The sequence below is a fragment of the Flavobacterium luminosum genome, assembly GCF_023635005.1.
Taxonomy (GTDB): Bacteria; Bacteroidota; Bacteroidia; order Flavobacteriales; family Flavobacteriaceae; genus Flavobacterium; species Flavobacterium luminosum.
Genome location: NZ_JAMLJM010000005.1, coordinates 26,824 through 40,615, shown reverse-complemented (window position 1 = coordinate 40,615; position 13,792 = coordinate 26,824). Strand labels below are relative to the sequence as shown.

Annotated in this window: 15 protein-coding genes and 1 tRNA gene; 6 read left to right on the top strand and 10 right to left on the bottom strand. The window is 34.7% G+C overall.

Features of this window, described 5'->3' with window-relative positions:
* Window positions 1-29 precede the first annotated feature (29 nt).
* Window positions 30-1,370: a c-type cytochrome gene (locus NAT50_RS07820; protein WP_250592673.1), complete on the bottom strand. Its 1,341-nt coding sequence runs from the start codon at window positions 1,368-1,370 to the stop codon at window positions 30-32.
* Window positions 1,371-1,588: 218 nt separating this feature from the next.
* Between NAT50_RS07820 and NAT50_RS07815 the strand changes: the two genes are divergently transcribed.
* Both NAT50_RS07815 and NAT50_RS07810 read left to right on the top strand, forming a co-directional pair.
* A complete protein-coding gene (locus NAT50_RS07815; protein WP_250592672.1) occupies window positions 1,589-1,978 on the top strand; it encodes an SPOR domain-containing protein in 390 nt (129 codons plus the stop codon).
* A 67-nt stretch (window positions 1,979-2,045) separates the two neighbouring features.
* The gene (locus NAT50_RS07810; RefSeq protein ID WP_250592671.1) at window positions 2,046-2,696 is read left to right on the top strand and encodes a hypothetical protein; all 651 of its coding nucleotides are present in this window, start codon (window positions 2,046-2,048) and stop codon (window positions 2,694-2,696) included.
* A 46-nt stretch (window positions 2,697-2,742) separates the two neighbouring features.
* Here the strand turns inward: NAT50_RS07810 and NAT50_RS07805 are convergent.
* From NAT50_RS07805 to NAT50_RS07790, 4 genes are all read right to left on the bottom strand, one after another.
* Window positions 2,743-2,829 (bottom strand) — tRNA-Ser (locus NAT50_RS07805).
* Window positions 2,830-2,906: 77 nt separating this feature from the next.
* Window positions 2,907-3,932, bottom strand: a complete 1,026-nt coding sequence (locus NAT50_RS07800) for an asparaginase (protein WP_250592863.1) — start codon at window positions 3,930-3,932, stop codon at window positions 2,907-2,909.
* Entirely contained in the window at window positions 3,922-5,058 is a 1,137-nt protein-coding gene (locus tag NAT50_RS07795) for a 1-acyl-sn-glycerol-3-phosphate acyltransferase (RefSeq protein ID WP_250592670.1), read from the bottom strand. Before NAT50_RS07795 ends, NAT50_RS07800 begins: the two co-directional genes overlap by 11 nt.
* Window positions 5,059-5,120: 62 nt before the next feature.
* Window positions 5,121-5,888, bottom strand: coding sequence for a TatD family hydrolase (locus tag NAT50_RS07790; protein WP_250592669.1), 768 nt, complete (start codon window positions 5,886-5,888; stop codon window positions 5,121-5,123).
* A gap of 165 nt (window positions 5,889-6,053) precedes the next feature.
* Between NAT50_RS07790 and rplU the strand changes: the two genes are divergently transcribed.
* From rplU to NAT50_RS07770, 4 genes are all read left to right on the top strand, one after another.
* Window positions 6,054-6,473 carry a 50S ribosomal protein L21 gene (gene rplU / locus NAT50_RS07785; RefSeq protein WP_250592668.1) on the top strand — a complete coding sequence of 140 codons (420 nt, stop codon included), beginning with the start codon at window positions 6,054-6,056 and terminating at the stop codon, window positions 6,471-6,473.
* 18 nt (window positions 6,474-6,491) lie between these two features.
* Window positions 6,492-6,752 carry a 50S ribosomal protein L27 gene (rpmA, locus tag NAT50_RS07780; protein ID WP_250592667.1) on the top strand — a complete coding sequence of 87 codons (261 nt, stop codon included), beginning with the start codon at window positions 6,492-6,494 and terminating at the stop codon, window positions 6,750-6,752.
* 67 nt (window positions 6,753-6,819) lie between these two features.
* Entirely contained in the window at window positions 6,820-7,587 is a 768-nt protein-coding gene (locus NAT50_RS07775; RefSeq protein ID WP_250592666.1) for an alpha/beta fold hydrolase, read from the top strand.
* Between the two features lie 28 nt (window positions 7,588-7,615).
* Complete coding sequence (locus tag NAT50_RS07770) at window positions 7,616-8,068, top strand: 6-pyruvoyl trahydropterin synthase family protein (RefSeq protein WP_250592664.1); 453 nt, start codon at window positions 7,616-7,618, stop codon at window positions 8,066-8,068.
* Between the two features lie 112 nt (window positions 8,069-8,180).
* Here the strand turns inward: NAT50_RS07770 and NAT50_RS07765 are convergent, their stop codons facing one another.
* The 5 genes from NAT50_RS07765 to NAT50_RS07745 form a co-directional block, all read right to left on the bottom strand.
* Window positions 8,181-9,551 carry an NADH-quinone oxidoreductase subunit N gene (locus NAT50_RS07765; protein WP_250592663.1) on the bottom strand — a complete coding sequence of 457 codons (1,371 nt, stop codon included), beginning with the start codon at window positions 9,549-9,551 and terminating at the stop codon, window positions 8,181-8,183.
* Between the two features lie 64 nt (window positions 9,552-9,615).
* The gene (locus NAT50_RS07760; protein ID WP_250592662.1) at window positions 9,616-11,055 is read right to left on the bottom strand and encodes a complex I subunit 4 family protein; all 1,440 of its coding nucleotides are present in this window, start codon (window positions 11,053-11,055) and stop codon (window positions 9,616-9,618) included.
* Window positions 11,056-11,067: 12 nt separating this feature from the next.
* A complete protein-coding gene (gene nuoL, locus NAT50_RS07755) occupies window positions 11,068-12,954 on the bottom strand; it encodes an NADH-quinone oxidoreductase subunit L (protein WP_250592661.1) in 1,887 nt (628 codons plus the stop codon).
* A 6-nt stretch (window positions 12,955-12,960) separates the two neighbouring features.
* Window positions 12,961-13,281: an NADH-quinone oxidoreductase subunit NuoK gene (gene nuoK, locus NAT50_RS07750; protein WP_250592660.1), complete on the bottom strand. Its 321-nt coding sequence runs from the start codon at window positions 13,279-13,281 to the stop codon at window positions 12,961-12,963.
* Between the two features lies 1 nt (window position 13,282).
* Window positions 13,283-13,792: an NADH-quinone oxidoreductase subunit J family protein gene (locus NAT50_RS07745; protein ID WP_250592659.1), complete on the bottom strand. Its 510-nt coding sequence runs from the start codon at window positions 13,790-13,792 to the stop codon at window positions 13,283-13,285.

Genomic DNA, 13,792 nt, shown 5'->3' with positions numbered 1-13,792 from the left:
TATATAAATATTAGCTTCTTAATAAATAATTAGTAGTGACATTTACCACATTCTAAACCTCCCATTTGTGCAGCAGTTAACTTATCTACACCGTATTTCTTAGAAAGTTCTGCGTGAATTTTCTCGTAGTAAGCATTACCTTCTACTTTCACGTTAGTTTCACGGTGACAGTTAATACACCATCCCATTGTTAATGGAGAATGTTGTTTCATAACCTCAAACGTTTCAACAGGTCCGTGACAAGTCTGACATTCGATTCCCGCAACCGAAACGTGTTGTGAGTGATTGAAATACACAAAATCTTGTAAGTTGTGAATTCTAACCCATTTAACCGGTTTAGTTTTTCCAGTATATTTTTGAGCTGTTTTATCCCATCCTACTGCATCGTATAATTTTTGAATTTCAGCAGTATAGAATTCTTTAGTGTATTCTACATAAGTTGAATCTGGATCACCTTGGAACTCTGAAATGTTTTTGTGACAGTTCATACAAACATTCAATGAAGGGATACCTGCATTTTTACTAGTTCTAGCTGCAGAGTGACAGTATTTACAATCAATACCATTATCACCAGCGTGAATTTTGTGAGAATAATGAATAGGTTGAATAGGCGCATAATCTTGATCAACTCCAATTTGCATTAAATAACCGTACGCAAAGTAAGCCCCAATCAACAGCATTAAAATTGTAGATACTAAAACTAAGAACTGATTTTTAACAAAGGCTTTCACCAAAGGCATCACTGAAAATTTCTTATCAGCAACATCAACACCGTTGGCACGTGCAATTTTAGTCAACACATTGTTAACCATTAACAACATTACCACCAAAACAGCTAAAACAACCGCTAATAAACCTAACACAACCGAGTTAGACAAACCTCCTTCAGCAGCCTGACCTGGCTGACCTGGAGTTGCAGCAGCAGCTTTTGGCTCTTCTTTAGGCTGAGAAGTGTACGCTAAGATATTATCAATATCAACGTCTGATAACTGAGGAAAAGCAGTCATCGGAACTTTGTTGTACTCCTCAAAAACCTTCACTGCATCAGCATCACCCGAAGAAATCAAAGCTTTCGAATCTTTAATCCACTTTATCAACCAAGCTCTATCTCTGCGTTCAGCAACACCTCGTAGAGCAGGCCCTGTCATTTTATCATCTAACTTATGACAAGCAGCACAATTCGCATTAAACAACGTTTTACCAGCAGCAGCATCACCTCCTGCAGCAGGAGCGGCGGCAGCGGCAGCGTCAGGAGCAGGAGCCGAAGCAGCAGGGTCCTGAGCAAATGAACTTAAAGACACAGATAATAATAACGATAAACTTAACGTTACTACTTTAAAAATCGATTTATGGTTTCCCACTTTTTTCATATATTAAATGATTAACATCTAAGTTTGGCACAATTTTTTCAATACTTTTTGTGTACTAAACGGTATATGCCATTTAAAAACTCCGACAAAAATACAACTAATCAACTATTCTCAAAACCTTAAACATACCTTAAATACCAATTTATAATTATTCTAAATAATGTTTCGCCAATAGCTTTAATTGCAATAGTGTACATTTGTATTAAAAATTAACCTTTATGAAAATTTTAAATTTTTTAAACACCTCTATTATCACTATTTTAACCCTTTTATTGTCAATCAATTGCTTTTCTCAAGAAGACAAAACCACTATCAAACAAGATCCAAAATTTGAGCAATTGTTATCTGAAAAAAGAAAGATCAACAGCTCTCTAAATGTAAACGATCGATTCAAAATTCAGATATTTACTGGAGAAAGTGAACCTGCCAAAAAAACGCTAATAGAATTTAGAAAAAACAATAGAAATGTTGATGCAACTATTGTTTTTAACACTCCAATATATAAAGTATGGGTTGGGAATTACAAAAAAAGAATTGATGCCGAGAAAAAACTCGCTGAGTTGAAGAAAAAATATCCAAATGCATTTTTGGTAAAACCAAACAAATAGTCTCAGTTAAAACTGAGATTTTTTTTGAATAAATTTTAGAGTATATTTGAAAATCAAATATAAAATTATGGCTTTTAAATATTACAGTCTCCTTTTAAGCATTGCTTTACTTTCTTGTAAGGAAGATTTACAACCACAAGAAACTTCAAAAGCGATACGAGCAGAACAAAACACAAGTTCTACCATTTCGAATCCTACGCAAACCACAAATTCAACTCCGTCAAACAACGGTAAAAATCAGGCGACAGGCCCATTAAATCCAGCACATGGCCAACCCGGCCACCGATGCGATATTGCTGTGGGAGCTCCATTAAATTCAAATCAAACAACAACCGCTAATCAAAATACAGGGCAAACCCAAAATAATGTTAGCACACAAAATATCCAAGTGACCCCACAAATGACAACGACAGCTGCTAAAACGGCTAAAGGATTGAATCCTCCACACGGTCAACCCGGGCACCGATGTGATATTGCGGTTGGTCAACCTTTGAATTCAAAACCTAATCCAACAACAACCAATACCACTAATACTAATGGTTCTACAACAAATTACTCCACAACACCAGCACAAAGCAGCACTCCTGCATTATTGAGTACTTCGGCTACTGAAACAAAACCAGGCATGAATCCCCCGCACGGGCAACCGGGTCATGTTTGCGGAACACCGGTAGGATCTCCATTGAATGAAGCGCCTAAAGAAGAAAAAAGCGAATAATAAATAGATAAAAAAAACCGGAACTTAAATTCCGGTTTTTTTTGTGCAGAGAGGAAGGGATTCGAACCCTCGATGCAGTTACCCACATACAAACTTTCCAGGCTTGCTCCTTCAACCACTCGGACACCTCTCTATTTTGTTTTGCAAAGAACGAATTTTAAAATATAAATTTCAAGAAAATTCAAAAAAAACTACTTCAACACCTTTATCCTAACTCATCTCACCCCTGAGTGAAGTTTCAAAAATAGTTTTGAAAACAGGCCCTGCAACATTTTGTCCTAATAAATACATCAATTTAGTAATCGCCGCTTCGGTAGTTATATCTTTTCCTGAAATCACCCCAATTTTCTTTAATTGTGAACTCGTTTCATAATGCCCCATATTTACACTTCCTCCCGAACATTGTGTCACATTCACAATATAAATTCCTTTATCAATAGCTTCTTGCAACAAATCAACAAACCATTCTTCTGTGGGAGCATTACCCGCACCATACGTTTCTAAAACTATTCCTTTTAGATTTTGAGCGGAAAGTATGGCTTTTACAACATTCGAATTAATACCTGGAAAGATTTTTACTATGGCTACATTATCATCAAAATTGGTATGCACATCTAATTTTTTAACTGAAGACGGCAAAAGCAATTCTTCATTTACTTTTAAATGTACTCCAGATTCAACTAGACAAGGAAAATTGGGCGAAGTGAAAGCATTGAAATGTTCTGCACTAATTTTGGTCGTACGATTACCACGGTATAATTTATATTCAAAATACAAACACACTTCGGCAATGACTGGTTTTCCTTTATGTTGTAATGATGCGACTTGAATAGCCGTAATCAAATTCTCTTTGGCATCCGTTCTCAAATCACCTATTGGCAACTGAGATCCTGTAAAAATAACGGGCTTCGCTAAATTTTCAAGCATAAAACTCAAAGCAGAAGCCGAATAAGACATGGTATCTGAACCATGTAACACCACAAAGCCATCGTAAGCTTCGTAATTGATCTTAATAATCTCCGCCATTTTAATCCACTCCTGAATGTTCATATTAGATGAATCGATAGGAATTTCGAAAGAGACCGTTGCAATTTCGCAATCCAGCAATTTTAATTCTGGAATGTTCTTGAGGAGTTTACTAAAATTGAAAGCCTTCAACGAACCGGTTGCAAAATCTTTTACCATACCGATAGTACCACCGGTATAAATCAGAAGGATTTTTGGCTTAGAGTTGATCATCATATTTTAACTTATTCAGTACCGGATTAGCATACATGGCTAGGAAACTTTCTTTCATTTGTTGATTGTGACTATCAATTCTCATTTCTAATCGACGTTCAAACAACGATTTTTCATGTTCGGTATATTTTTCGGTGAACCGATTCGTATTATTCAAAATATCATAAGCAATAAAATTCGTTGGCCATAAATGATATGATTTTAGGATTGCTTCGTCAACAACCTGAACCAAGGCTTGAATTTGTTTATTAGGATTTGTGAATTCCTGTTTGATAAAATCCAATTCGTTCTCTAAAACATCACTCACATGAATATGGATTCGTTTTTTTTGCCCCAAAATTCCACCTAGAATATTATTAAAATCTTCGTTAGAACTTTTTACATAAACTTCTTTATTGGCTTCGGCCATCAGTTGCGGCATCTTTAGAGCATCAGTTGGATCATATTCATAAGAAATTGCCACCGGGACAATCTTCAACTTTTTAAAATAATCCATGATATCACTTCCTCCCGATGCCATTGACAACATCTTTAGCACACCGGTATGGGTTGCGTCATTACCATCTTTGGTTCTTCCTTCACGCTGCGCAATCCAAACAGAACGATTTTCACGCAATAATAATTGTTCAATATATTCAGATAGAAGTTGTGAACTTTGCAACAATTCTCTTGGTGACAATCCACGTTGTACAATAAAATTGCGGTTTAATTTAGACAATGAACGAAGGAAATCTTTTTTCACTAAATTGTCACCAATAGCCGAGGCTGTCATGACTAATCCGTGATCGAACAAAGAAATGTTAAGTAACGAGGTATCTAAAATAATATCCCGATGATTCGAAATAAATAGATACGCTGTATTTGGTTCTAACTTTTCAAAACCAGAAGTCGTTAATCCATCGGAACTTTTTTGAAGCACTTTTTGAATGGATTCATAAATAAAATTACACTGAAAATCGCGTATAGAATGCGTTTTCTTAAGTTGAGCTTTCCAAATTTCTTCGTCAACCTCAGGAAAAGTGAATTGCATCATGGCTTTCAGGATAGGATGATTAATTCCCATTTGAATAGCTTGATTTACTTCGGCATCATAATACGGTCGGATGGCATCAAATTTTGACATTTCAGAATACTTTTACTATTACAAAAGAACGAATAATTTTTGAAACCGCTGTAAATACAACGTTATATTCCAAAAATCGAACACGCGTTTTGAGTGGTAATACGCGCCACTTCTTCTACAGGTAAATTATAAATACTAGCTAATTTCTGAGCTACCAACGATATGTATGCGCTTTCATTTCGTTTCCCTCTATAAGGAACTGGAGCCAAATAAGGCGCATCGGTTTCTAAAACAATATGTTTCAAATCGATTTCATGGAGAAACTGATCAATTTTACCATTTTTAAAAGTTACCACACCACCAATACCTAATTTAAGTCCATAAGAAATGGCTTTCTGAGCTTGTTCTAAATCTCCAGTAAAACAATGGAAAATACCGTATAAGTCTTCTCCTTTTTCCAATTCTAAAACCTCAAAAATTTCATCAAATGCATCTCGACAATGAATATTGATAGGCAATTGATATTTCTTGGCTAATTGAATTTGACGTTGAAAGGCAATTTTTTGAATTTCTAAAGTACTTTTATCCCAATACAAATCGATGCCAATTTCACCTACAGCATAAAATTTCCTACGGGCCAATTCCGATTCAACATGGGCTAATTCTTCCAGATAATTTTCCTTCACATAACAAGGATGCAATCCCATCATAAGAAAGACATTTTCTGGATATTGCACTTCCAATTCATACATACGAGAGGTGTAGGATGAATCGATAGCGGGAATAAAAAAACGTGTTACTCCATTTTGAATCGCATTCTGAATAGAAAGATCTCTATCCTCAGCAAATTGAGAAGAATATAAATGGGTATGAGTATCGATTAAAAACATGTCAAAAATTAAAAGACAAAGGTAGATTGAATCTGTGAAAAAAGAAAACTACTCCTATAAAGAATGAAAATTTAAAAACCTAAAGTATTTTTTATTCGATATGCTTGACTACTAAATAAATAATTGTATATTTGCAACCTTAAAATTTTAATAAACATTATTGTTATGTACGCAATCGTAGAGATAGCAGGGCAACAATTTAAAGTAAGCAAAGACCAAAAAGTTTTTGTTCACCGTTTAGCATCAGAAGAAGGAACTAATGTTACTTTTGACAAAGTTCTTTTATTAGATGACAATGGGAACATCACTTTAGGCGCCCCAGCTGTAGAAGGTGCTTCAGTAGAAGCCAAAGTGTTACAACACTTAAAAGGTGATAAAGTAATCGTTTTCAAAAAGAAAAGAAGAAAAGGTTACAAAAAAAGAAACGGTCACAGACAATCATTAACTCAAATTTTAATTGAGGGTATTTCAGCTTCAGGAGCTAAGAAAAAAGCGACTAAAAAAGCTGATGTTGAAGTAGCAGAAGGTGCTGAAGAAGCAAAACCAAAAGCGAAAGCAACTAAAAAAACAAAAACTGAAGAATAATATTTAAAAGATAACATCATGGCTCACAAGAAAGGTGTCGGTAGTTCTAAGAATGGTAGAGAATCAGAATCGAAACGTTTAGGCGTTAAGATTTTTGGTGGTCAAGCTGCTATGGCTGGAAACATCATTGTAAGACAAAGAGGTTCTAAACACAACCCAGGTGAAAATGTTTACATGGGTAAAGATCACACTTTACATGCTAAAGTGGACGGTGTTGTGAAATTCCAGAAAAAAAGTGACAACAAGTCATTCGTTTCTGTAGTTCCATTTGAAGCTTAGTCTTTAACAGAACAAGTAAAACATTAAAACGCTCATTTTTTGAGCGTTTTTTTATGCTTTAAACAAAATGATTCAAAAAATCGACTTATCTGTAGGACCTATAGCCTACTACCAAGAGATTAAAAACCCAGAGTTACCTACATTGGTGTTTCTTCATGATTCATTAGGTTGCATTACCTTATGGCGAGACTTCCCCTCACTTTTAGCAACACGAACACAATGCAACATTTTAGTCTATGACCGGCAAGGTTATGGTCAATCTTGTGATTTTAGTTATTCTAAAAGAGAAAAAGACTACCTTGAACTTGAAGCAGATCTTTTGCAAGAACTACTTGAAAAATTAAACATCAAACATCCTATTCTTTTCGGACATAGCGATGGTGGTTCTATTGCTTTACTTGCAGCAGCCAAATATCCCGCAACCATTAAAGCTATTATAACCGAAGGTGCCCATCTATTTGTAGAGGAAATCACCATCAAAGGGATTCAGGATGCTCTGGAAGCTTATCAAAATAACGATTTGAAAAGAAAACTAGAAAAATATCATGGTGCTAAAACAGAGTCGATGTTTAAAGCATGGACCGAAACTTGGTTAGATGCTTCCTTCAGAGACTGGAACATTGAAGAGTTTATTCCAAAAATACAATGTCCAATATTAGTCTTACAAGGTGAATATGATGAATTTGGTACAGAAGAGCAGATTAAAAGTATATTAAAAAATACTTTGGCAAAAGCATTAATCGTTCCTAATGCTAAACATACTCCACATAAAGAACAGCCCGATTTCATCTTAGAACAAACGGCTCAATTCATAGAACAACTTCACAAACATTAAATGTATCTTTACAGTATAAAATATAGTTATGAGCAAAATACGCATTACAAAACAATTTACTTTTGAAACTGGCCATGCTTTATATGGTTACGACGGAAAATGTAAGAATGTGCACGGACACAGTTATAAGCTTTCTGTAACCGTTATCGGGACACCAATTACCGATCGAAATAATGTAAAATTTGGAATGGTTATAGACTTTGGAGATTTAAAGACCATTGTCAAAGAAGAAATTGTAGATATTTTCGATCATGCGACAGTATTCAATGCCACGACTCCTCACCTAGAATTGGCCAACGAATTAAAATCGAGAGGACATCATGTAATACTAGTTGATTATCAACCAACAAGTGAAAATATGGTGATAGATTTTGCTAAAAAGATTAATAGTAGATTACCTCAAGACATCAAACTTCATTCGCTTCGTTTACAAGAAACAGAGACATCTTTTGCTGAATGGTTTGCAGATGATAATCAATAAATACTACCATACAAGTAATTCATTTATTGGTTAAAAAAATAATACTAAAAAAGAGGCTGTCTCGCAACTGAGTCAGCCTCTTTTTCAATAAATCCAAAAAATATAATTCTAATTAACCTAATAAGTCATAAATAAAACTTGGCGCTAATCCTATACCAATATTGATAATTAGTCCTAAAACAGCAACAACAGCATATATCATAGGAACTGAAGGCAGTTCTTCTTCAGAAGACTTAGTGTACATAGCTAAAATAATTTTGAAGTAATAGCCCACACTTATGATTGAAGCTATAATTGCAATGATAACCAATACTAACCAATTGGCTTGAACTAGTTCATTCAATAAGAAAAACTTCGCAAAGAAACCTGAAAGAATAGGAATACCAGCCATTGATAATAATGAAGCCGTCATCACTAATGCCAATAAAGGATGTGTTTTTCCTAAACCGTTAAAAGCATCGATAGTTTCGTGTTTTTTGTTTTTAGTAACATATAAAACAACCGCAAAAAAGGCTAATCCCGCAACAGCATAAGCCGTGGCGTAATAAAACAATACGTTCGCAGAATTGTTAGATATCAATAAAGTTGATAACATAAAACCGGCGTGTGAAATACCCGAAAAGGCAAACATACGCTTCACATTATTTTGACGTAAAGCCATGATATTTCCAACTAACATCGACAAAGCAGCAACTACAACTATAGTCAAATCCAACTCGTACAATTTAGAAGGCAATAAGATCGTGATCAACTTAAACAAAGCTGCCATAGCAACAATCTTTGCAAACGTACTCATAGTAGCTGTTGTTAGTCCAGGAGCACCTTCATAAACATCTGGAGCCCAAAAATGGAATGGAACGGCAGCAATTTTAAACAACATTCCAATTAACAACATCACTAAACCGATGTAAAACCACAAAGGGAAAGTTGTAGAGTGACTAATTTGATAAATAGCAATAGTATCAAAAGTACCTGTTGATCCATAAACTAATGTAATACCGAAAAGTATGATTCCTGAAGCAAAACATCCCATCAAGAAATATTTCATACCCGCTTCGTTGCTTCGTAAATCTAAACGTTTGCTAGCTGCTAAAACATATAGAGCTATTGATAAAATCTCAATTCCAAGGAAAAACATAGCTAAATTTCCGAAAGAAACCATAGCAACAGCACCTGCTAGAAGAAAGATTTTTATGGCAACAAAATCAGAAATTGTTGAAGGCACATCTTTATAAAACTCGTGACTTAATAAAATCAACAAAATGGTAATTACAATAAAAAGACTTGAGAAGGCTACAGAAAATTTATCTACAACCATCATATTATTGAAGAAAAAATCATAAGCATTGTATGGACTTATGGTATATCCTAAGATGCCTAAAAGTCCCACTACTGCCACAGGTACAATTAATTTCCTTCCGTTAAAAATTTCAGCTATAAGAGTTAAAACCCCTAATATTGATATCGCTATTAATGTATTCATCCTTAAAAATTTGAAATTTGAAATTAGAGATTATAGATACAAATCTTAAATCCCAAACTCTTTATTATACTCTGTTAATTTTAGCTACTATTTCTTGTAAAGCTGGAGTTATCAAATCGTTGATTGGTTTTGGGTATAAACCAAAGAACAATAACACCGCTATGATTATCACAAAAACTAAAGATTCCTGTAAGGTTATTGCAGCAAAAGGTTTTGCATTAGCCTCACCTAACATCACGTTTTGAAACATCTTTAACATATAAACTGCTCCTAAAATGATGGTAGTTCCTCCAATTACAGCATACCAAATATCTACATTGTACAAACTATATAAAAGAGAAAACTCTCCGATAAAATTGAATGTTCCTGGCAAACCAACTGAAGCTACCATAACAATCATGAACATAGAAGCAAATTTGGTATCTAAAATACGAATACCGCCCATTTGCGCTATTTCTTGAGTGTTCAATCTTCTTTCAATTATCTCTGCCGCGAAAAACAATCCGACTACTACAAAACCATGAGCAATCATTTGTAAAACAGCACCTCTTAAACCATCAAGTGACAAAGTATAAGCCCCAGCTGCAATTAATCCAACGTGTGCTAAAGATGAGTATGCCAATAATTTTTTTAGATTGTGTTGTTTTAACGCAACGATAGAACCATAAACCACCCCGATAATGCTCAATACCAAAAAGATATTCATATACGTTTTAGCCGCTAAAGGTGCTAAAGGCAATTGCCAACGAATAACACTGTATAATCCCATCTTTAACATGATTCCAGACAATAACATTGTTCCCACCGATGGAGACAATTGGTACGTATTCGCTTGCCAAGTATGAAAAGGGAAAATTGGAATTTTAATTGCATAAGCCAAAAAGAAAGCACCGAAAATCCAAAATTGTTCCTGCTCTGTTAAACGTAACAAGTACAATTCATCAATCAATAAACTTCCTGCTTTTGAAAACAAATAAATAAAAGCCGTTAACATGAATAATGAACCTGCTAACGTGTATATAAAGAACTTTACGATAGCTCTTTTACGCTCTTCTACATCTCCATTACCCCAAACTAAGGCGATGAAATAAATTGGAATTAATGCTAACTCCCAAAAAATGTAATACAAGAAAGCATCCGCACTCACAAATGTGCCAACCATTGCAAAAGACATGAACAATACCAAAGCGTAAAAACCTTTAGCATTTTTGAATTGATTCGCAAAGGAAGACCATACAATAATAGTAGTCAGTGCAGTCGTAAGAAGCATCATAGCAATTGCTAAACCATCAACTTTAGATGCCAAATAAATATTAGGATTTGAAATCCATTTATAAATAAAGTCAGAACTTATGCCAGCGTTATGTTGGTTTAAAATAGCAACCGAAGCTACAAAAGAGGCCAAACTGATTACTAAAGCCACAGTTTTAGCTAATTTATCTCCAGCAAAATACGTTGCTAAAGCTCCAAATAATAAAATGATGAGTATAATTGAAACGTTCATTATGCGTAATTATTAAACTAAAAATAAATAAACTAAAATCGAAGCCATTCCGATCACAAAAGCCAACAAATAGAAACCTACGCTACCATTTTGCAATACTTTACCTTGCGTTCCAATGGCATTGGCTATTTTTCCAAAAGCAAAGACAGTTTCAGAAAAAGCTACTTCAAAGTAATTTCTGAAGAAATGTGATAATTTTTTTAACGGAGTAACTACAACAACGTCATAAGCTTCATCAACATAATATTTATGATACAAAACAGAAGCAAATCCTTTCATCTCAGCATCCTGAACCGGTACTTCTTGTTTTTTGATATATTTTGAATAAGCTATTCCAATTCCAATCAAAGCACCTACAGTAGCCACAGCCATCAAAGCATAAGCTGTTGCATCTAAATGATGTGCTTCATGAGCTTTTCTAAATAATGGCGCTAAATAATGATTCAACCAACTGTTGCCTGGTAAGCTAATTAAACCACCTACAGCCGCAAGAATAGCTAAAACAATCAATGGGAAAGTAATCAATGCTGGACTTTCGTGTAAATGATGTTTTTGCTCTTCAGTTCCTCTAAATTCTCCAAAGAAAGTTAAATACATTAATCTGAACATGTAAAAAGCAGTCATGATTGAAGCTATAGAACCTACTATCCACAAAGGAATGTTTGAATGGAAAGCTGTCAATAAAATTTCATCTTTTGACCAGAAACCAGATAACGGGAAGATACCTGAAATAGCTAAAGTAGAAATCATCATTGTCCAGAAGGTAATAGGCATTACTTTGCGTAAACCACCCATATTGCGCATGTCTTGTTCGCCGTGCAAAGCATGAATCACAGAACCCGAACCTAAGAATAAACAAGCTTTAAAGAAAGCATGCGTTATTACATGGAAAACAGCGATTTCATAAGCCCCTAAACCTAAGGCTAAGAACATTAATCCCAACTGAGACACTGTAGAATAAGCCAATACTTTTTTAATATCATTTTGAACTAATCCGATGGAAGCCGCTAAAACAGCCGTTGCAGCACCAACAATTGCAATCAAATCTAGAATTTGAGGAGCTAAATCGAATAAGAAATGCATACGAGTCACCATGAAAATACCTGCCGTTACCATGGTTGCAGCATGGATCAAGGCAGAAACAGGAGTTGGTCCCGCCATAGCATCTGGTAACCAAGTGTATAAAGGAATTTGCGCCGATTTACCTGTTGCTCCAATGAACAAACAAAGTGCTGCCAATGCAATTAAACCTGAATTATTAGAAACAAGTTGTGTATTATAAGCTCCTTCGGAGATTACTTTATAATCTAAACTACCAAAAACGTAAGCTACAATAAACAATCCAACTAAAAGACCTAAGTCCCCAATACGGTTCATAATGAAAGCTTTTTTGGCTGCATCGTTATAATCTTGATTTTTGTACCAAAATCCAATTAAAAGATAAGAACACAATCCTACTCCTTCCCATCCGATGAATAAAATCACTAAGTTACTACCCATCACTAACATGATCATAAAGAACACGAATAAGTTTAGGTAAGCAAAGAATTTATTCATATTCTCATCATCGTGCATGTAACTGATAGAATACAGATGAATTAAGGTACCAATTCCTGTTACGAACAACAACCATAAAACTGATAATTGATCCAAAAGGAACGAAAAATTCACATTAAATTTCTCTAACGAAATCCATTGAAATAAGTCCACAACTACTGGTTGTGACGGATTTGCATTTAAAGCAGAAAAGAAAAACAAAGTTGACAAAAACGACACCAAAACTGATGCAGTGCCTACCAATCCTACTAATGTTTTCCCTGCTTTCTTTCCAAAGAAAACATTAAATAAAAACCCGAAAAACGGTGCTAATACTAATACTAAAGCTATATTTTTTTCCATTAGTATTTATCCTTTTAAATTCTTTAAATTATCTATATCAATCGAACCCGTATTTCTAAAAATAGAAACCAAAATGGCTAAACCTACAGCTACTTCTGCCGCTGCTACAGCCATCGAAAAAAACACGAATACTTGACCTTCCGCATCCTGATGCAATGTAGAAAAAGCTACCAACAACAAGTTTACAGCATTCAACATAATTTCAATTGACATAAACATAATGATAGCATTACGTCTGTATAAAACACCAAAAGCTCCTATACAAAATAACATTACACTCAAAAAAATGTAGTTTTCTATTCCTATAGCCTGAAGTATATTTTCCATCTTATTCTACAGTTTTTTGTTTCTTAGACAATAATACAGCACCAATCATGGCTACTAATAACAAGATAGACACGAATTCAAAAGGCACCATATACTCATTTAGCAATACTTTCCCTAGAACTTTAATAGATTGATAATCCTGTCCAGAAGATTGATAGTTCTCAATTTGAGGCATTGCTTTGATGAAAACAGCTAACATAACAAAACACAATAAGGCAAAGGCAACTACGGCTGCTAGCACGGAAGCAATTGACTTAATCGGCTCGTTTTCTTTATTCAAATTCATCAACATGATGGTAAACAATATCAATACCATGATGGCTCCGGCATATACAATAATGTGAACCAAGGCCAAAAACTGTGCGTTAAAAAGTAAGTAGTGACCTCCAATACTAAAGAAACACAAAACTAGGTAAATAGCACTATGAATAGGGTTCTTACTGATAACCGTCATAAATCCAGTCGCTAGAGTTACTGCAGCTAGAATATAAAATATAGTTAGTAACGACAT

Coding starts and splice junctions, on each gene's coding strand:
- NAT50_RS07760 (WP_250592662.1), bottom strand. CDS start 11,055: ATGAACGTTTCAATTATACTCATCATTTTATTATTTGGAGCTTTAGCA.
- NAT50_RS07795 (WP_250592670.1), bottom strand. CDS start 5,058: ATGTCAAAATTTGATGCCATCCGACCGTATTATGATGCCGAAGTAAAT.
- NAT50_RS07815 (WP_250592672.1), top strand. CDS start 1,589: ATGAAAATTTTAAATTTTTTAAACACCTCTATTATCACTATTTTAACC.
- NAT50_RS07765 (WP_250592663.1), bottom strand. CDS start 9,551: ATGAATACATTAATAGCGATATCAATATTAGGGGTTTTAACTCTTATA.
- NAT50_RS07790 (WP_250592669.1), bottom strand. CDS start 5,888: ATGTTTTTAATCGATACTCATACCCATTTATATTCTTCTCAATTTGCT.
- rpmA (WP_250592667.1), top strand. CDS start 6,492: ATGGCTCACAAGAAAGGTGTCGGTAGTTCTAAGAATGGTAGAGAATCA.
- NAT50_RS07770 (WP_250592664.1), top strand. CDS start 7,616: ATGAGCAAAATACGCATTACAAAACAATTTACTTTTGAAACTGGCCAT.
- nuoL (WP_250592661.1), bottom strand. CDS start 12,954: ATGGAAAAAAATATAGCTTTAGTATTAGTATTAGCACCGTTTTTCGGG.
- NAT50_RS07820 (WP_250592673.1), bottom strand. CDS start 1,370: ATGAAAAAAGTGGGAAACCATAAATCGATTTTTAAAGTAGTAACGTTA.
- NAT50_RS07775 (WP_250592666.1), top strand. CDS start 6,820: ATGATTCAAAAAATCGACTTATCTGTAGGACCTATAGCCTACTACCAA.
- rplU (WP_250592668.1), top strand. CDS start 6,054: ATGTACGCAATCGTAGAGATAGCAGGGCAACAATTTAAAGTAAGCAAA.
- nuoK (WP_250592660.1), bottom strand. CDS start 13,281: ATGGAAAATATACTTCAGGCTATAGGAATAGAAAACTACATTTTTTTG.
- NAT50_RS07810 (WP_250592671.1), top strand. CDS start 2,046: ATGGCTTTTAAATATTACAGTCTCCTTTTAAGCATTGCTTTACTTTCT.
- NAT50_RS07745 (WP_250592659.1), bottom strand. CDS start 13,792: ATGTCGTTACTAACTATATTTTATATTCTAGCTGCAGTAACTCTAGCG.